The sequence below is a fragment of the Lysobacter enzymogenes genome, assembly GCF_017355525.1.
Classification (GTDB): domain Bacteria; phylum Pseudomonadota; class Gammaproteobacteria; order Xanthomonadales; family Xanthomonadaceae; genus Lysobacter; species Lysobacter enzymogenes_C.
In genome coordinates this window covers 4,377,740-4,395,621 of record NZ_CP067395.1, presented here as the reverse complement: position 1 = coordinate 4,395,621, position 17,882 = coordinate 4,377,740, and the positions used below count along the sequence as shown (strand labels likewise).

At 71.5% G+C, this 17,882-nt stretch carries 14 protein-coding genes; 5 read left to right on the top strand and 9 right to left on the bottom strand.

Annotated features, from left to right (window positions below):
* Nucleotides 1–126 precede the first annotated feature (126 nt).
* Complete coding sequence (rho, locus tag JHW38_RS18525) at nt 127–1,908, top strand: transcription termination factor Rho (RefSeq protein WP_242690980.1); 1,782 nt, start codon at nt 127–129, stop codon at nt 1,906–1,908.
* Between the two features lie 198 nt (nt 1,909–2,106).
* Here rho and JHW38_RS18520 read toward each other — a convergent pair whose 3' ends face one another.
* The 4 genes from JHW38_RS18520 to JHW38_RS18505 form a co-directional block, all read right to left on the bottom strand.
* Complete coding sequence (locus JHW38_RS18520) at nt 2,107–2,601, bottom strand: Ohr family peroxiredoxin (RefSeq protein ID WP_207522787.1); 495 nt, start codon at nt 2,599–2,601, stop codon at nt 2,107–2,109.
* Between the two features lie 72 nt (nt 2,602–2,673).
* On the bottom strand, nt 2,674–3,444 hold the full coding sequence (locus tag JHW38_RS18515; RefSeq protein WP_207522786.1) for an SDR family oxidoreductase: 771 nt from the start codon (nt 3,442–3,444) through the stop codon (nt 2,674–2,676).
* A gap of 166 nt (nt 3,445–3,610) precedes the next feature.
* On the bottom strand, nt 3,611–4,633 hold the full coding sequence (locus tag JHW38_RS18510) for a LysR family transcriptional regulator (protein ID WP_207522785.1): 1,023 nt from the start codon (nt 4,631–4,633) through the stop codon (nt 3,611–3,613).
* Complete coding sequence (locus JHW38_RS18505; protein ID WP_207522784.1) at nt 4,630–4,893, bottom strand: sigma factor-like helix-turn-helix DNA-binding protein; 264 nt, start codon at nt 4,891–4,893, stop codon at nt 4,630–4,632. The genes JHW38_RS18510 and JHW38_RS18505 overlap by 4 nt, the downstream gene beginning before the upstream one ends.
* Before the next feature lie 175 nt (nt 4,894–5,068).
* Here JHW38_RS18505 and JHW38_RS18500 point away from each other — a divergent pair, with 175 nt between their 5' ends.
* The 3 genes from JHW38_RS18500 to JHW38_RS18490 all read left to right on the top strand — a co-directional run bounded on the left by JHW38_RS18500 (nt 5,069) and on the right by JHW38_RS18490 (nt 7,056).
* Nucleotides 5,069–5,548: a carboxymuconolactone decarboxylase family protein gene (locus tag JHW38_RS18500; RefSeq protein ID WP_207522783.1), complete on the top strand. Its 480-nt coding sequence runs from the start codon at nt 5,069–5,071 to the stop codon at nt 5,546–5,548.
* A gap of 102 nt (nt 5,549–5,650) precedes the next feature.
* Complete coding sequence (locus JHW38_RS18495; protein WP_207522782.1) at nt 5,651–6,076, top strand: cupin domain-containing protein; 426 nt, start codon at nt 5,651–5,653, stop codon at nt 6,074–6,076.
* Nucleotides 6,077–6,165: 89 nt separating this feature from the next.
* Nucleotides 6,166–7,056 (top strand): RNA polymerase sigma-70 factor, encoded by an 891-nt coding sequence (locus tag JHW38_RS18490; RefSeq protein WP_207522781.1) that lies wholly within the window; start codon nt 6,166–6,168, stop codon nt 7,054–7,056.
* 833 nt (nt 7,057–7,889) lie between these two features.
* Here the strand turns inward: JHW38_RS18490 and JHW38_RS18485 are convergent.
* From JHW38_RS18485 to JHW38_RS18475, 3 genes are all read right to left on the bottom strand, one after another.
* The gene (locus JHW38_RS18485; protein ID WP_207522780.1) at nt 7,890–9,674 is read right to left on the bottom strand and encodes an XVIPCD domain-containing protein; all 1,785 of its coding nucleotides are present in this window, start codon (nt 9,672–9,674) and stop codon (nt 7,890–7,892) included.
* A 254-nt stretch (nt 9,675–9,928) separates the two neighbouring features.
* Nucleotides 9,929–10,096, bottom strand: coding sequence for a hypothetical protein (locus JHW38_RS18480; protein WP_207522779.1), 168 nt, complete (start codon nt 10,094–10,096; stop codon nt 9,929–9,931).
* Between the two features lie 226 nt (nt 10,097–10,322).
* Entirely contained in the window at nt 10,323–11,186 is an 864-nt protein-coding gene (locus JHW38_RS18475; RefSeq protein WP_207522778.1) for a protein tonB, read from the bottom strand.
* A 195-nt stretch (nt 11,187–11,381) separates the two neighbouring features.
* Here JHW38_RS18475 and JHW38_RS18470 point away from each other — a divergent pair, with 195 nt between their 5' ends.
* Nucleotides 11,382–13,223: a monovalent cation:proton antiporter-2 (CPA2) family protein gene (locus JHW38_RS18470; RefSeq protein WP_207522777.1), complete on the top strand. Its 1,842-nt coding sequence runs from the start codon at nt 11,382–11,384 to the stop codon at nt 13,221–13,223.
* A gap of 523 nt (nt 13,224–13,746) precedes the next feature.
* On the opposite strand, the gene JHW38_RS18465 is transcribed toward JHW38_RS18470, so the two are convergent.
* A complete protein-coding gene (locus JHW38_RS18465; RefSeq protein WP_207522776.1) occupies nt 13,747–17,124 on the bottom strand; it encodes an ankyrin repeat domain-containing protein in 3,378 nt (1,125 codons plus the stop codon).
* Nucleotides 17,117–17,395, bottom strand: coding sequence for a YcgL domain-containing protein (locus tag JHW38_RS18460; RefSeq protein ID WP_207522775.1), 279 nt, complete (start codon nt 17,393–17,395; stop codon nt 17,117–17,119). The genes JHW38_RS18465 and JHW38_RS18460 overlap by 8 nt, the downstream gene beginning before the upstream one ends.
* Nucleotides 17,396–17,882 lie beyond the last annotated feature (487 nt).

Here is a 17,882-nt window from a genome sequence, read left to right as displayed (position 1 = left end):
AGTACCCGGCGTCGGACTTCGCGTCCCCAGCGCCGCACCCCGTCTAGCTACTCATCACATCAACCCACGTCCCTGACGTCCCGCTCGCCCGATGCGAGCGCTCGCCGCTTAGCGAGGAACCTCCGCTTGTCCGATAAGACCCCCGACGCTGGCGACACCGCCGAGAAGCGCGTGCGCAAGCCGCGCGCCAGCAAGGCCGCCGAAACCGCTCCGGCCGTCGTCGCCGATGCCAGCCCCCTGATTCCCGCGCCGATGCCCGCCAGCGAGCCGGCCGCGGCCGCCGCGCCGGCCCCGCGCCAGCCCAAGACGCCCGCTCCGGCCGCCAGCGCCGGCGAGTCCGCTCCGGCCGCCTCCGGCGCCGCCGAGACCGCCGCGCCCCACAGCAACGGCCACGCCGCCGCCGAAGGCGGCCAGCCCAACAACCCGCAATCGCAGCAGCAAGGCCAGAACCAGGGCCAGCAGCGCGACGGCGGCTTCGACAACAACCGCGGCGGCAACAACCGCCGCGACCGCTTCCGCAACCGCCGCGAACGCGACCGCAACAACCGCCAGCAGCCGCGCGGCGGCAACGGCGGCGAAGACTTCGGCGACAACGGCGAGAACTTCGTCCCGCGTCCGCACCCGCAGGTGCCCGAGGGCTTCCCGCAGTACTCGCTCGGCGACCTCAAGCGCATGCCGGCGCCGAAGCTGCTCGACCTGGCCGACCAGCTCAGCATCCAGGAAGGCGTCGCCCGCGCGCGCAAGCAGGACGTGATCTTCGCCCTGCTCAAGGTGCTGACCCGCCACGGCGAAGGCGTCGCCGCCGACGGCGTGCTGGAAATCCTGCCCGACGGCTTCGGCTTCCTGCGCGCGGCCGAGGCCAGCTACCTGGCCGGACCGGACGACACCTACATCTCGCCGAGCCAGATCCGCCGCTTCAACCTGCGCACCGGCGACCATCTGTCCGGCCGCATCCGCTTCCCCAAGGACGGCGAACGCTATTTCGCGCTGTCGGTGGTCGACAGCATCAACGGCGAGCCGCTGGAAGCGTCGAAGAACAAGGTCCTGTTCGAGAACCTGACCCCGCTGTTCCCGCGCCGCAAGTTCAAGCTCGAGCGCGGCGACGGTTCGACCGAAGACATCACCGGCCGCATCCTCGACCTGATGGCGCCGCAAGGCAAAGGCCAGCGCGCGCTGATCGTCTCGCCGCCGAAGGCCGGCAAGACCATGATGATGCAGCAGGTCGCCACCGCGATCACCCACAACCATCCCGACGTGCACCTGATCGTGCTGCTGGTCGACGAGCGTCCGGAAGAAGTGACCGAAATGCAGCGCACCGTGCGCGGCGAAGTGGTCTCCTCGACCTTCGACGAACCCGCCGCGCGCCACGTGCAGGTCGCCGAGATGGTGATCGAGCGCGCCAAGCGCCTGGTCGAACACAAGAAGGACGTGGTGATCCTGCTCGACTCGATCACCCGCCTGGCCCGCGCCTACAACAACGTCGTGCCGAGTTCCGGCAAGGTGCTGTCGGGCGGCGTCGACGCCAACGCCCTGCACCGTCCCAAGCGCTTCTTCGGCGCCGCGCGCAACGTCGAGGAAGGCGGCTCGCTGACGATCATCGCGACCGCGCTGATCGACACCGGCAGCAAGATGGACGAGGTGATCTACGAGGAGTTCAAGGGCACCGGCAACTCGGAAGTGCACCTGAACCGCCGCATCGCCGAAAAGCGCGTGTACCCGGCGATCGACATCAACCGTTCGGGCACGCGTCGCGAAGACCTGCTGATCGAGCCGGAGCTGCTGCAGAAGATCTGGATCCTGCGCAAGCTGCTGCACGGCATGGACGAAATCGGCGCGATGGAGTTCCTGCTCGACAAGATGAAGACGACCAAGTCGAACGACGAGTTCTTCAGTTCGATGAAGCGCTGAGCCGGATCGGTTCGGTTCGACAGGAAAAGCCCCCGCTCAGTGCGGGGGCTTTTTCGTTTGCGGGATCGTTTTGGCCGGCACGCATCGCGGCTTCGATTCCGGCTGTAGGAGCGACGCGAGTCGCGACCGCGGGACTTCGGGCTCGCGGCGCAAGCGAGGTTTCGCGGTCGCGGCTTGCGCCGCTCCTACAGGTGGCTCTCACGATTCGACCGTGACTACGTGATCGATGCCTTGCCGGAACATCTTCGCGTAAGGACAAATGCGCTCGGTATTGCGCACCAGTTCCGCCGCCAGCGCGCGATCCAGGCCCGGCAAACACACGCGGATCTCGGCCGAGAGCAGGAACAGGCCGTCGATCGGATCGCGCGCGAACGTCACCGCGGCGTCGACGCAGACCTCCGTCAAAACCACGTCGGCGCGCTGCGCCAGCAACACCAGCGCGCCGTGGAAACAGGCGGCGTAGCCGGCCGCCAGCAATTGTTCGGGATTGCTGCCGCCGCCGGGGCCGCCGAGTTCGGGCGGCAGGCGCAGTTCCACCGCCAGCGCGCCGTCGTCGGAACGCACCACGCCGGACGCGCGCGCATGCCCGGCTTCGCCGCCGCGCACGCTGACGCGCCCGGTGTAGAGCTCGACGCCGGCGTCGCCGCGGTATTTGTCCAGCAGGCTGGCGGGCGGGGCTTGCAGCGGGGACATGGCCGCGATCCTGGGAGCGAACGCTGCGCCGCCGCGCTCGCGCGCGACGGCCAGGCAGCGGCGGGGCGAAGGTCAGATCCGCGCGGCGTAGCGCGCGTACTCGGACTGCTCCAGCCAGCGCTCGAAATTCGTCGCGCCGAGCCAGGCCTGCCCTTGCGGCACCAGCGTGTCGTCGTCGAGCCGCGCGCCGAAGTAACGCGCCTGCGGGTCGCCGACCGCTACGCGCGGGTCCTGGACGATGCGCATGAAACGCTGCGCCAGATTCGCGAGCGGTTCGCGCTCGGGGCCGGCGATCTCGACGATGCCGTTGACCGGCGCCTGCTGCGCGCAACGCGCGACCGCGTCGGCGACGTCTTCGGCGGCGATCGGCTGGACCAGCGCGCGCGGCAGGCGCACGCTCGCGCCGTCGGCGCCGGACTGGACGATGCCGGGCAGGAATTCGAAGAACTGGGTCGAGTGGACGATGGTGTAGGGCCGGCCGGACTCGCGGATCAGCTGTTCCTGGGCGATCTTGGCGCGGAAGTAGCCGCTCTCGCTCAGTTTCTGCGTGCCGACCACCGACAGCGCCAGATGGTGCCGCACGCCGGCGCGCGCTTCGGCCGCGAGAATCGTGCGGCCGGCGGTGCGGAAGAACGCCAGCACCGCCTCGTCGGCGAACGAGGGCGAGTTGGACAGGTCGATCACCACGTCGGCGCCGGCCATCGCCGCGTCGAGCCCGGCGCCGCTGAGGATGTCCACGCCGGTCGAAGGCGCGGCGGGCACCGCTTCGTGCCCGTTCGCGCGCAGGCGCGCCACGGTCTTGCTGCCGATCAGGCCGGTACCGCCGATGACGAGGAATTTCATGCTGCACCTGTGCGTTTGGATGGCCGAAGCGCGCGGCCGCGGCGAGGCGCGGCGGCGAACGATGGGCCGATGCTAGGCAGCCGCGCGCACCGGCAGTAGCCATCGCCGCGGCCGCGCGGTGTTGCCCTGTGCGCACCAATCGCAGTGCGGCTCGGGCGGCGCAGCTTCAGCGGACGTGCGCAGGCGCACCGGCGCAGGCGCAGTCGGGATCGAGCGCGCAGTCGAGGTCCAGCGCGCGCACCCGCGCGGTGACGAAGTCGATGAACGCGCGCACGCGCTTGGGCAGCTGCTGGCGGCTGAGGTAGCACAGGTAATGGCCGCCGTCGTCGGGCGCGTAACCGCCGAGGCAGCGCAGCAGCGTTCCGGCGCGCACGGCCTCGCAGGCCAGATAGGCCGGCAGTTGCGCCAGCCCCTGTCCGTCGAGCGCCGCTTGCAGCAGCAGTTCGTCGTCGTTGAACGTCAGTTCGGCCGGCGGCGACAGAGACTGCGCGCGGCCGTCGAGCTTGAACTCCCAGGCGCGCAGGCGGCCGTTCGGCAGGCGCCGGTTGAGGCAGGCGTGGCGTTCGAGTTCGGCGACCGCGGTCGGCAGCCCGTGCCGGCGCGCGTACTCCGGCGAGGCGCAGACCAGCCACTGCATCGGGATAAGTTGCTTGGCGATGACCTGGCTGTCGTCGAGGCGGCCGTCGCGGAAAACCAAGTCGAGCCGGTCCACGGCCAGATCGGGCGTGCGTTCGTCCAGCGCCAATTCCAGCGCGATGCCGGGATGGCGCAGGCGGAACTCGCCGAGCAGCGGCGCCAGCACCCGGCGGCCGAAGCCCGGCGCGGCGCCGATGCGCAATTGCCCGCGCGGCGGCCCGTCGCGCAGGTCGCGCATGTCTTCCAGCGCCTGCAGGATGCGCTCGACGCCGGGCCGGCAGTTCTCGAAGAACAGTTCGCCCTCGGGCGTCAGCGAGGTCGAGCGGGTGGTGCGCGAGAACAGCCGCGCGCCGACCTGCCCTTCCAGTTTCTGCACGCTGCGGCTGACCGCCGAGCGGCCGATGCCGAGCCGGTCGGCGGCGCGGGCGAAGCTGCCTTCGGTGGCCACGGCGATGAACGCGACCACGCCGGCATAGCTGGCCGAGAATCCGGACGACAGCGCGTCCGCGGCCGGCTCCGCGCGTTCGAACGCGATCGGCGCGGCCGCGTTCATGGCGTCGCGCTCCCGCGCCATTCGGCCACCCGCGCCAGCGCCTGCGCGCGCGCATCGGCGAGGTGCGCGCGGCAGGCCGGCGCCGGCTCGCCGATCAGCCGCGCGATGTCTTCCGCGCTGGCCTGGAACAGCGCATGCAGCAGCAAGGCGGCGCGCGCGCCGGGCGGCAGCGCGTCCAGCGCGAGCAGGAATTCGCGCCAGACGCGTTCGGCGTTGGCCGGCGCGAACGGGCGAGGCGGCGGGGAGTTTGGCGCGTTCATGCCTCAAGGTCGCAGCGCGGCGTTGACCTGTGACATCGCCGCCGCGGCGATTGGTGCGTCGCGCTCAACACCGCGGGTCCGCGCGGCGGCCTACCGGGCGCGCGCGCGGCGGCCTAGATTGCCGGCGCCACCGCAGGCATCGGCGCCTGCGGCCCTTCCTCCCGGAGCCCCCGTCATGACCGAACGTCTGGATTACCAGCAACAAGCCCCCGAGCGTTTCAAGAAGTTCGTCGAGTTCAGCCTGTCGATCAAGAAGTCGACGATCGAAACGTCGATCGTCGACCTGATCAACATCCGCGCCTCGCAGCTCAACGGCTGCGCGTTCTGCCTGGACATGCACGTCAAGGAAGCGACGATCCGCGGCGAGCGCGCGCTGCGCCTGCATCACCTGGCCTCGTGGCGCGAATCGCCGCTGTTCGCCGCGCGCGAGCGCGCCGCGCTGGCCTGGACCGAAGTATTGACCCAGCTGCCGGCGCTGGGCGTGCCGGACGAACTCTACGAGCGCGTGCGCACGCAGTTTTCGGAGCAGGAGATCATCGACCTCACCTATGCGGTGATGACGATCAACGCCTGGAACCGCATCAACGTCGCGTTCCGTCCGGTGCCGGGCGGGCAGGACAAGGCCTTCGGTCTGGACAAGGCCAATCTGGCCTGAGTCCGTCGGCGCGGGCCGGCGCGTCGCTGCGCGCGGCTTGAGGCGCGCAGCGAACGCCGCGCCCTGACGCTCACGCTCCAACGCCGCCCCAGGAGACTTCTGATGCACATTCGCCCGTTGTTCGCCGCGCTCGCGCTCGCAGCGTGCCCGCTCGCCGCATTCGCCCACGGCGCCGCGCCGGCGCACGGCCACGACGCGCCTCCCCCCGTCGTCACCGAAGTCATGAGCCGCGCCTTGCCCGACTATCCGGGCAAGGAAGCGCTGATGCTGGCGGTCGAATACCCGCCCGGCGGCGCCGACCCGGTCCACCGCCACGATGCGCACGCCTTCGTCTACGTGATCGAGGGCGCGATCGTGATGGGCGTGGCCGGCGGCAAGGAGGTCACGCTCAAGGCCGGCGAGAGCTTTTACGAAGGCCCCGGCGACATCCACACCGTCGGCCGCAACGCCAGCCGCGACAAGCCGGCCAAGTTCGTGGTGGTGCTGCTCAAGGACGCGGGCAAGCCGGCGCTGATGCCGGTGCCCTGAGCGCGGGCCGGCGCGCAAGCGGACGCGCGCCGCGTTCGGCGCGCGCGGGCTGCGTCACAATCGGGCTCCGCGATCCGACCTTGTGGGATATGGACGCCGCTCTCGATGTTTTCACCCGCCTGCGCCCGCGCCTGCTCGGCGTGGCCTACCGCATGCTCGGCTCGCTGGCCGAGGCCGAGGACGTGGTCCAGGACGTCTGGCTCGGCTGGAACGAGGCCGGCCCCGCGCAGGTCGACGACGCCGAGGCCTGGCTGGTCGTCGCCGCGACCCGCCGTTCGATCGACCGCCTGCGCCGCGCGCGCGCCGAGCGCGCGCGCTACGTCGGCCTGTGGCTGCCCGAGCCGGTGCTGACCGACGAAGCGGCGGCCACGCCGGAGCAATTGCAGGAAGCCGCCAGCGATCTGTCGATCGCGTTCCTGACCGTGCTGGAACGGCTCGCGCCGGAAGCGCGCGCGGCGTTCCTGCTGCGCGAGGTGTTCGACGCCGACTACGCCGACATCGCCCGCACCCTGGACAAGAGCGAGGCCGCGTGCCGGCAGATCGTACACCGGGCCAAGGCGCAGCTGCGCGAGGAACGCCCGCGCTACCGGGTGCCGGCGCAGGCGCACCAGCGGCTGATGCGGCGGTTCGTCGAAGCCTGGAACCACCGCGACCTGCGCGCGATGACCGCGTTGATGGCCGATTCGGCGACCCTGGTCGGCGACGGCGGCGGCATCGTCACCGCGTTCGTCGAACCGATGGTCGGCGGCGCGCGCATCGCCCAGTTGCTGTTCGCGTCGACGTTGCGGCCCGAGCGCGGCCTGCGCATCGAGCTGGCGACGATCAACGGCCGGCTCGGCGTGCTGCGTTACTTCGGCGGCGAGCTGGAAACGGCGTTGTCGTACGACAGCGACGGCGAGCGCATCGTCGGGGTGTATGCGCAGCGCAATCCGGACAAGTTGCGGCGGATCGCGTCGGGGTTGGCGGCGGGGTTGCGGTGAGGCGGTGGATTCGGGCTGCGTGAGCGGAGAGCGTCGGGCCTGAGGGCCCTTCCACAAGAGCGGCTGCGTTCGCCAAAACGTCATTCCACACGAACGGCCGCGCCCACCGGAGCGTCATCCCACACGAACGGCTGCGCCCACCAGAGCGTCGTCCCACACGAACGGCTGCGCCCACCAGAGCGTCGTCCCACGCGAACAGCCGCGCCACCAGAGCGTCATTCCACACGAACGGCTGCGCCCACCAGAACGTCATTCCACACGAACGGCTGTGCCCACCAGAACGTCATCCCCGCGAAGGCGGGGATCCAGAGACTTCAGAGCCCTGTCGCGATGAAGCCCTGGATCCCCGCCTTCGCGGGGATGACGTTCTTGATGGGAGGCGGATCACTGATGACGTTCTTGACGGGACGCGGATCATTGATGGCGTTCTTGACGGAACGCGGGTCATTGATGACGTTCTCGATGGGACGCGGATCATTGCGGTCGAGCCGTCTGTCGAAGCCACTGATGCGCGTCTTTCAGGCTTGAGCCGCCGATGTGTCGACGATGACGGCACAACGCCCGCATCCCAAAAAACGAGCCCGCCGGCCCGATGCTCTCCGATCGGACCCGGCCGCGCGCAACGCGACCGGAGCGAAAAGCATCGGGCCGGCGGGCCCGTTCGATACGACCGTACCCGGCGCGGATCGAGTCGCTCGATCCGCCTGCCCCTGGTCTGTCCCGCTCGATCTGCCGATATCCGGCCCGGATCGCGCCGGTTACAACGACGTTCGACCCGGCGCACCGAAGCGGCAAGCGCCGGGCCCGACCGGCCCCGGCGCCGCCCGCCGCGGCTAGAACCCGCGACCGCTCTGCCCTTGGGTCTGCTGCGCGTTCTGGCCGTTGCCGTTGGCGGCTTGATGCGCCGCCAGCTGGCTGCTGGTCTCGATGCTCTGCTGCGCGCCCTTGGCCACGTCGAGCGCGACCATGCGCCGGTCCGGCGAGTTCGGATCGCCCTGCACCGCGAACACGCGGCTGCCGTCCTTGCTCGGGATCAGATGATCGACCTGGCTCAGCCCGGCCTCGCGCGCGGCCGGCACCAGCGCCGCGGCCAGGTTCTTCTGCTGCTGCTCGCCGAGCTTGTTCGGCAGTTCCACGCCCTTGAGCTTGTCGAGCAGGTCGCGGTACTGGCCGTTGAGCGCGTTGGCGCCGCTGGTCAGCACGCCGGCGACGCGCAGTCCCTCGCCGATCGCGCCGCCGAGCTTGTTGTCGTTGCGCTCGGCCGCTTCGCGCTGCGCCGCCATCATCAGGTAGGTGCCGCGTTCGCGCTCGCCGTCGCGGTCCTTGAGGTAGCGCTTGACGTCGCTGAGTTCGTGGTCGAGGAATTCCTTGGACGAACTCTTGGCCGCCTGCGCCAACAGCATCGCCTGCTGCGCGGTCAGCTTGTCGCCCTGGCCGTTGGCCAGCGCGTCGACCAGCGACTCGGGCTGCACCTTCTGCTTGAGGAAGGTCAGGAAACGCGCGCGCGTCTCGGGGTTCTCGCCGAGGCCGTCGACGATGCGGGTCGCGGTCGACAGCGCGTTGCCGGCGTCGGTCGGCATGCCGGCGATCTGCCGCATCACCCCGCTGATGGCCTGCTTGGGTTCCAGGCCTTCGGCGAACGGGAAACGCTCGCGGAACTCGTCCCACTGCGGCTTGAGGATGGCTTCGCGGATGTGCTTGATCAGTTGGTAGGCGCCGGCGGCGAACGCGACCACGGCCACGCCGATCGGGGCGACGCCGATCAGGCCGGCGACCAGACCGGAATTGCCCGCGCCCATCATCAACGCGGTGCTGCCGATGTTGCCGGCGAGCTTGAAGCCGCCGCTGAGCAGGTCGAACGCGGAGTTGACCCGGTCGTCGGCGGTCAGCGCCTTGCCGGTGACCGGATCGCGGCCGTTGAACACGCGGCCGGCGTGGTGGCTGAGGTCGCGCGCATCGGTGGCGATGCCTTTGACCGCGGTGTAGCGCTCCAGCAGCCTGGCCGCTTCGCGTTCGTGGCCGGTGCGGGTGGCGAACTCCAGCACCGAGGCCAGCGCGACCGCGTCGAGCGGCTTGCCGGCCTGTTGCGCGGTGGAGCCGGCCTTGATCGCCGCGTCCAGCGCTTCCAGGGTTTCCAGGATGTCGGGCTTGCCGGCGGCGGCGGCCAGGGTCTTGAGCTTGTCGAGCGGAACGTCCTCGCTGCCGGGCGCATGCGGGTCGTGCTGCGCGGCCCAGGTCTTGGCGTACGCGGTCAGCGCCGCCTGCGCGTCCGCCGGCAGCGCCAGCGAATAGCCCTGGAACGGCGGCGCCGGCCGGCCTTCGCGGCTTTCGCCGGGTTGCAGCTTCCATGCCGGAGCGGCGTCGGCGAACGCGCCGCCGGGCGCGGACGCGGCGGCGACGGTGGCGTCGAGGGTGTCCTCGTCGACCACCAGGCCGTTGCGCTGCAACGCGTCGGCGACGAAGGCGCGCATCACCATCTCCCGCGACCACTGGCCGTCGGCGGGCAGCAGTGCGGTGTAGGCGGCGGGTTGGGTCAGCGGGGCTCCCTGGCCGGCGTACCAGCGCGGGAGTGATGCGGGGTCTGCGGCGGGGGTGAGTGAATCGACTGCGGCATTCATAGGCACTGGCTCCATGTCGGTGCTATTTGCTTCACGAGTCGCCGAGCCCGACTAGGGATGAGGAGCTCCGGGATGGCGGGCGAACCCGCATCATGCCTCCGAAGCTGAACGACAGCAATTCGTCGGCGTACGGGTGGGGACTTTCGTGGCCGGCAGTCTGCCCGTTCAGCGTTACCGCCCGTCGCTGACGGGGGCGCCTCCCGGCCGTCGCCGGCCGGGAAGGCCGCGCGACCGGGAGCGGTCGCGCCGGGCCGTCAGCCGCGGATCCGCGGCGCCGACACCGCCGCGGTTGCCGGCACCGACGCGCGCGGTGCGGCCTGGCTCAAATCGATCCGGCCGGAGGCGGCACCGGTTTGCAGCAACGGCGGGCGATCGATAGCCGGGTCGCAGGCGCTCAGAAACAACGTCGCGAACAGAATCAAAATCTTCATCGGATCTCCTTGTCGAATCGGCCGTTGCGGCGCGGGCGTCCTGCGAAAAAGCCGGCACTTTCCGTGCGGCTGTCGCCCGTAATTTTCGCCGTTCGCGTTCGCAGGGATCGCGACTGGAAAAACCGCTTTTCGACACCGCGATCGCAGACAAAAAAACGCCTCCGCAAGGGAGGCGTTTGGTGCTTCGCGAGCGCCGCGAAAACCGGCGCGCGGCGGCTCAGCCGTTGCCGTCGAATCCGCCGATCAAGCGCCGGCCGTGGCCGACCAGACGCGGCCCGTTGCCGGCGAGCGCGTCCACGCCGATGTCGTCGCTGCGCTGCGCCCACGGCGCGCGCTGGCGCGGGCCGGGCACGTAGACGTCCCACTGCCCGTACGCCGGTTCCTGCGTGCCGGCGAGCATGAAAGCCACCGGCACCCGCACCTGCCAGTTGTGCTCGGCCGCGGCCTTGCCCTGGCTCGGCGGCACGAAGCTCCAGCGCTTGGCCGCGGCCAGGCTGGCGGCGGCGAAGGACTTGCGGAAGCCCACCATCTGTTGCTCGCTGCCGACCTTGTGCAGGTTGACCTGTTCGACGAACGCGTCGGCGACCTTGCCGTCGCGGCCGAACCGCGCGACCACGTACACCGTGGCCGGCATGCCGACCAGCGCCGCCTGCATCGGATAGGTCGGCGGCGTCATGCTGCCCGAACGCGGGGCTTCGCCCGGGCCTTGCGCGTCGAAGGTGGCGCTGACGATGCGCATGACGAACACGTCCTCGCCCTGCTGCGGGTCGCGCCGCACCGCCACCCGCACCGTCATCGGCATGTCGGCGGACACGGCCGGCGCGTCCGCGGCGAGCGGCTCGAAGCGCCATTGCGGCGCCGCCTGGCGGATCAACTTGGCGACCTGCTGCGGCACCTCGCCTTCGCGGTCGACGCTGACGTCCTCGACCGCGCCGCCGGCGGCGATGCGCACCTTGCCGGTCAGCACCATGCTCATCTCGGCCTGCATGCGCACCGCGCGCGGGCCCTGCGCGGCGGCCAGCGCCGGCGCGGCCAGCGCGGCGATCAGGGCGAGGTTCGCGAACCACTTGTTTGCCTTCATTTGGCGTCGTGCTCCATGACACGTGACTTGAACAACGAGGATTGAAAATAAACCGGCCCGCAACCATAGCAAACGCAGTGCGTCATCCTTCGTCGCGCCCGGGCCGTTGCCGACGATGCAGCGTCCCATTCCTCGCCCCGTTCCCTCTCCCCCATCCGGCGCCCGCAGGCGCCATAATCCCAGCCGGAGGTGCCCATGCACGGTGGCGGTCTAGAGCTTGCGTTGTTGTTCCTGCTGGCCGCGGTCATCGCGGTGCCGGTGTTCCGCAAGTTCGGGCTGGGCGCGGTGCTGGGTTATCTGGCCGCGGGCGTGGTGCTGGGGCCTTACGGGGTCAAGGTGATCGCCGATGCCGAGCCGGTCCTGGCCGCGTCGGAAATCGGCGTGGTGATGATGCTGTTCGTGATCGGCCTGGAACTGTCGCCCTCGCGCTTGCGGGTGATGCGCAAGCCGGTGTTCGGCGCCGGCGGTTTGCAGGTGATCCTCAGCGGCATCGCGCTCGGCGCGCTGGCGATGTTCGGCGGCGGCCTGGGCTGGAAGGCGGCGACCGTGGTCGGCCTCGGCCTCGCGCTGTCCTCCACCGCCGTCTGCTTGCAGCTGCTGTCCGAACGCAAGGGCCTGTCCAGCGATTACGGCAAGCTCGCGTTCGCGATCCTGCTGTTCCAGGACCTCGCCGCGATCCCGCTGCTGGCGGCGATCCCGCTGCTCGGCAAGGCCGCGGGCGTGGACGGCCTGAACTGGATTTCGGTGGCCAAGGCGGTCGGCGCGATCGCCGCGGTGGTGTTCGGCGGCCGGGTGCTGCTGCGCCAGGTGTTCCGCGTGGTCGCGCGCACCCAGATGCCGGAGGTGTTCACCGGCGCGGCGCTGCTGACCGTGCTGGGTTCGGCGTGGATCCTGCAGACCGCGGGCCTGTCGGCCGGCCTGGGCGCGTTCCTGGCCGGCGTGCTGCTGGCCGATTCGGAATTCCGCCACGAGCTCGAATCGCAGATCGAGCCGTTCAAGGGCTTGCTGCTCGGCCTGTTCTTCATGGCCGTGGGCATGAGCATCGACCTGCAGCGGGTCATGAACGAGCCGCTGACCATCGGCGCGATCGTGCTGACCCTGCTGTCGGTGAAGTTCGTCCTGCTGTTCGCGGTCGGCGTCAGCGCCGGCGGCCTGGACAAGCGCGGCGCGTTCCAGCTGTCGACGGTGATGGCGCTCGGCGGCGAATTCGCGTTCGTGGTGTTCAACGAAGCGTTCAAGGCGCGGCTGCTCGACGACCCGACCCGCGACCGCCTGATCGCCGCGGTCGGCGTGTCGATGGCGCTGACGCCGCTGCTGATGATCGCCGCGCAGCGCGTGCTCGACGCCAAGCCCGCGCCCAAGCCCAAGCGCCCGTACGACGAGATCACCGACGATCATCACCCGCAGGTGCTGCTGGCCGGCATGGGCCGCTTCGGCCAGATCGTCGCGCGCCTGCTGGTCGCGCACCGCACGCCGTTCATCGCGATCGAGAACAGCGCCGAGCAGGTCGACTTCATGCGCCGCTTCGGCAACATGGTCTATTACGGCGACCCGGCGCGGCCGGAGTTGCTGCGTTCGGCCGGCGCGGCGCAGGTCAAGGTGTTCGTGATCGCGATCGACGACCGCGACGCCTGCATCCGCACCGTGCGCACGGTGCGCCGGCTGTATCCGAAGGCCAAGGTGTTCGCGCGTTCGCGCGACCGCCGCCATTCCTGGGACCTGATGGACCTGGGCGCCGAGCCGATGCGCGAGACCTTCCATTCCAGCCTCAAGCTCGGCGAGGACGTGCTGGTCGAACTGGGCGTGGCGCCGGCGACCGCGCGCGACCATGTCGAGCGTTTCCGCGAACTCGACGAGCGCATGCTCAACGCGCAATACCTGGTCCACGACGACGAAGACGCGCTGATGCAGAGCGCGCGCGACGCGCGCAAGGAATTGGAAGAACTGTTCGAAGCCGACCGCGGCGAAGGCGTGCTCGGCGGGATGGTCGACAAGCAGGCGACGACGGTGGCGAGCGAGAGTTCGACGCGGCATTGAACCGTGCGCGTTCGGTTTCGATGCTGTCCGCGAACGTGGGTCCGGAGACTTCGCAGTCATGCCTCGATGAAGCCCTGGATGCCCGCATTCGCGGGCATGACGGTAGCTGGGTTTCGCGGCGTCTGTTCCAGGTCGTCATCCCCGCGAAGGCGGGGGTCCAGAGACTTCAGCGTCCCGCTTCGATAAAGCCCTGAAAGCCCGCCTTCGCGGGCACGACGGCAGGTGGGTTTCGCCGCTCCTGCTCCAGATCGTCATCCCCGCGAAGGCGGGGATCCAGAGACTTCAGCGTTATGCCTGGATAAAGCCCTGGATGCCCGCGTTCGCGGGCACGACGGCAGGTGGGTTTCGCCGCTCCTGTTCCAGATCGTCATCCCCGCGAAGGCGGGGATCCAGAGACTTCAGCGTTATGCCTGGATAAAGCCCTGGATGCCTGCCTTCGCGGGCATGACGTTCCGGCAAAACGCATCCGCCGTTGTGGGAGGGCTTTCAAGCCCGACGCCTTCCGATCAGCCGCCGGACAACCTCAGTTCCCCGGCCCGCCGCGCAGGAACCGCGCCATCGACACGCCGCCGTTGTTGCCGGTGCCCGCCGTCGCCGCCGGGGCGAACTCGGCGGCGATGTCGACGAAGCCGCGCATCACCGCGATCTCGCGCGGGGTGCGGTTCAGCGCGTCGCGCTGGTCGGGGTTGGCGCCGTGGCGCAGCAGGCGCTGGACCACGCGCAACAGGCCGTGCAGCGAAGCCAGATGCAGCGGGCCGAAGCCGCGCGGGTCCTGCACCTCCAGCGAGGCCTCGTGGTCGAGCAGCAGTTCCAGGCCGGCGATCAGCACGTCTTCGTCGGCGGCGGTGCCCGGTTCGGCGCGCGCGCCGAGCAACAGCAGCAGCGGGGTGGCGCCGGCGGCCGATTGGTCGGCGTCGACGCCGGCCAGCAGCAAGGTGTCGAACAAGGCCACCAGGCGGCTGCGGTCGCGCGCGGTGAAGCCGTACATCGCCGCGCAATGCAGGGCCATGCGCCCTTGCGCGTCGCGCGCCTGGACGTCGGCGCCGGCGGCGAGCAGGCGCGCGGCCAGGTCGGTGAGGCCCAAGGCGCAGGCCACCATCAGCACGGTCAGATCGCCCGGCAGGCGCTGTTCCAGCGAGGCGCCGGCGGCGACCAGGCGGTCGACGATGTCGGCGTGGCGCATGCTGACCGCGGCCGACAGCGGCGTGGCGCCGGAGTTGGCCGCGCGCTGCGGATCGGCGCCGCGCGCCAGCAGCAGGTCGACCACGGCGCGGTGGCCGCCGCCGGCGGCGCGCAGCAGCGCGGTGCAGCCCTGGCTGTCGAGCGCGTCGACCGACAGGCCCAGGTCGAGCAGGCGGCGCACCGCGTCGGCGTCGCCGACGATGGCCGCGGCCGGCACGTCGGCGGCGAGCAAAGGACGCTTGGGCAGCGGCCAGCCGCGCCAGTCCAGCCAGTCGGCGAGGTCGCGCCGGCCCGAGGCCAGGGCCACGCCGAGCGGGGTCTGGCCGTCGGCGGCGAGCAGATCGGGGGCCGCGCCGTGCGCGACCAGCCGCTTGAGCATGTTTTCGCGGCCGAGCGCGGCGGCCAGATGCAGCGCGCTCATGCCGTGGCTGTCGCGCGCGTTGAGGTCGACGCCGGCGGCGAGCAGGCGTTCGAGCAGCCGCGCCCAGCCCATCCGCACCGCGATCGCCAGCGGCGGATCGCCGGCCGGGGTGCGCGCGAACGCGTCGGCGCCGCGTTCGATCAGGTCCAGCGCGAACTGCTCCAGCCCGCGGCCGGCCTGTTCGCCGGCCGAACAGGTGGCCAGGAACCGGCCCAGGCCGCCGCGGCCGGCCGGCGACACGCCGCGGCGCAGCAGCGCGTGCAGCGCCGGCAACGAGGCCGGCGCGCGGTCGAGCAGGGCGAACAGCACGGTGTCGCCGGCGGCGTTGCGCACATTGGCGTCGGCGCCCTGCCCCAGCAGCCAGTCGATGCGTTCGGCGGTCGGCGCCTGGCCGTCTTCTTCGTGCAGTTGCGCGCCGAGCTCGGCCGGGCTCAACAGCTTGGCCAAACCAGTCAGCTCGGCCGAACGGCCCTCGCGCAGGCCGTCGCGCAGCAGCGCGGCCGGCATGCGGTCGACGATCACGCGTTCGCCGTCGGGCGCGTCGCTGTCGCCTTCGCCGCTGACCGCGGCCGGCAGCGGATAGGCGCGGTCGAGCGCGGCCACCAGCGACCAGCGCCCGGCTTCGGCGGCGCGGTCGACCGCGCGCTTGCCGTGGCGGTCGCGCAGCTCCGGGTCCAGGCCCAGTTCGAGCAGGCGCAGCACCAGCGGCGGCGAGGCGGTGTCGGCCTGGCAGGCCAGGATCAGCGCGCTGGCGCCGTCGGCGTCGAGCGCCTTGGCCTGTTCGGCGCCGCCTTGCGGCAGATGTTCGAGCAGGCGTTCGAGCACCGCCGCGCGGCCGCCGCGGGCGGCGTCGAGCACCGGCGTGCGCCGCTGGCCGTCGATCGCCGCGGCGTCGGCGCCGGCGGCGAGCAGGGTGGTGACGATGTCGAGGTGGCCGGCGAACGCGGCGGTGTGCAGGGCGCTGCGGCGCTGGCCGTCGCGCGCGTCGATCCGCGCCTTGTGCTTGAGCAGCAGCTGCACGCCGGCCGGATCGTCCTCGTCGCCGCCGGCCGCGGCCAGCAGCGCCGGCGAGCCGCCGGCGTGCTCGGTCTTGGCGCCGCGTTCGAGCAGGAACTTGGCCAGCCGCCAGTTGCCGCCGGCGCAGGCCACGCCGAGCGGGCTGAGGCCGTCGTGGTTCAGCGTCTCCAGTTCGGCCTGGGCGTCGCGCAGCAGCGCGGCCACGCCGGGGTCGGAGCTGCGCGCAGCGTGGTGCAGCGGGGTGTTGCCTTCGTGATCGGCCAGGCGCGGGTCGGCGCCGTTGGCCAGCAAGGTCATGACCGCGTCGGGACGGCCGTGCCAGCTGTCGCGGGTCGCCGCCAGCAGCGGGGTCATGCCGGCGTGGGCGGCGTTGAGGTCGGCGCCGCGCGCGATCAGCGCGCGCAGCAGGCGCAGGTCCGGCAACACCGCGGCCAGCACCGCCAGGCTGCGGCGGTCGCGCTCGTCCTCGGCCGGCGGCGCGGCGTTGACGTCGGCGCCGAGCTCGATCAGCTCGATCGCGCGCTCGACCTTGCCGGCGCGCGCGGCCAGGTACAGCGCCTGCGCCAGCTCGGCGTCGCTGAGCTCGTTGGCGTCGCCGTCGAGCAGTTCGTCGGCGGCCTGGACGGTGTCCAGTTCGGGGTCGAATTCCAGGCCCGGCAGCGGATCGGCCGGGCGGATCGATTGCAGCAGCAGGTGCAGCGCCGGCGAGGCCAGGGCGAAGGCCGCCGCCAGGGTCCAGCGCGCGCCGCCCGAGAGCAGGCCCGGCCACGCCAGCAACACGGCGGTCGCGACCAGCGCGGCGACGATGCCGGCCACGCCGAGGCCGCGCCAGGCGCCCAGATCGAGGTCGGGCAGGCGCGCCCATTGCGGCGGCAGCGGCGCGCCGTCGCGCTCGGTTCCGGTCCACAGCGGCCACAGCCGCCACAGCCCCAGCAGCAGCAGGCCGGCGACCACGCTCAGCCCGAGCGCCGCCAGCAGCGAGCCCGATTGCAGCAACGAACTCAGCGGCCACGCCGCCAGCGCCGCGGTCGCGGCGGTGGCGCCGCCCCACAGCGCCGCCAGGTTCAGCAGTTCGGGTTTCCAGGCGGGGCGCTCGTCGCGCCGGCGCCACAGCCGCGCGGCCAGGGCGAACGCCGGTTGGGCCAGGGCGCCGCCGAGCAGCGCGACCGCCGCCCCCGCAGGCGTGCCGCCGAAGCCGGTCGCCAACGCCAGCGCCAGGCCGGCGGCCAGGGCGATGGCGAAGCCCCGGGACAGGGCGCGCGAGGTGGGAGCGTCAGGCATCGGGCTGCGCGGCCTCCGCAGGTTTCGCGAGTTCCGCGCCGGGCACCGGCGGAAACTGAATGTGGAAACCGCGTTCGGCCAGGTTCTCTCGCACCGTCGCGGCGTCGGCGCGGGCCAGCTTGCGTTCCGGGGTCAGCTCGACTTCGAGCACGAATTGCAGCGGATCCAGCTGCTGGCGCAACGGATCGGGCAGGCGCGCGAAATCGTCGCGCACGCTCAGGAACAGATAGGTGTCTGCCTTGCGGAGGCTTTTGTAGACGTAGGCTTGCATGGGGCGGGCGATACAGCCGGGGGAGACTGTTTTTTCTGCGATGCAGATGTGCTGTACAGCATACCTTTCCGCTCGCGCCGCGCGAACTTCCGGTGCGTCGTGGGGGTGGAGCGGGACGCGCGGCGGCAAGCCCCCGCAGCGGCCGGGAGGCTGCGCCGGGTCGTAGACCCGCCCGGCGCCGGATCCCGCGGAGGGGATGCGCTGCGCGCCGGCGCCGCGTCGCCGTTCGACGACAGGCGCGAGGGGCGCCGTCCGGCCGAAGCTGAATGGAGAACCGAGGCCGATGCGGATCCGCCCGCGGCGGGCGAAGCCCGCGCTCCGGCCGCAGAGCGGCGACCATCCGCACGATGCCTGCCGCGACTGCGCTGCGGACCGGGCGCGACCCGCGCCAGCGCGATTCGCTCACCGCCGCGCGACCGGCGCGGCGGCGACGAAGGAACGCGGACCGCGCACCGCGTCGCGCCGGCGATCCGCGCATCCGGCCCGT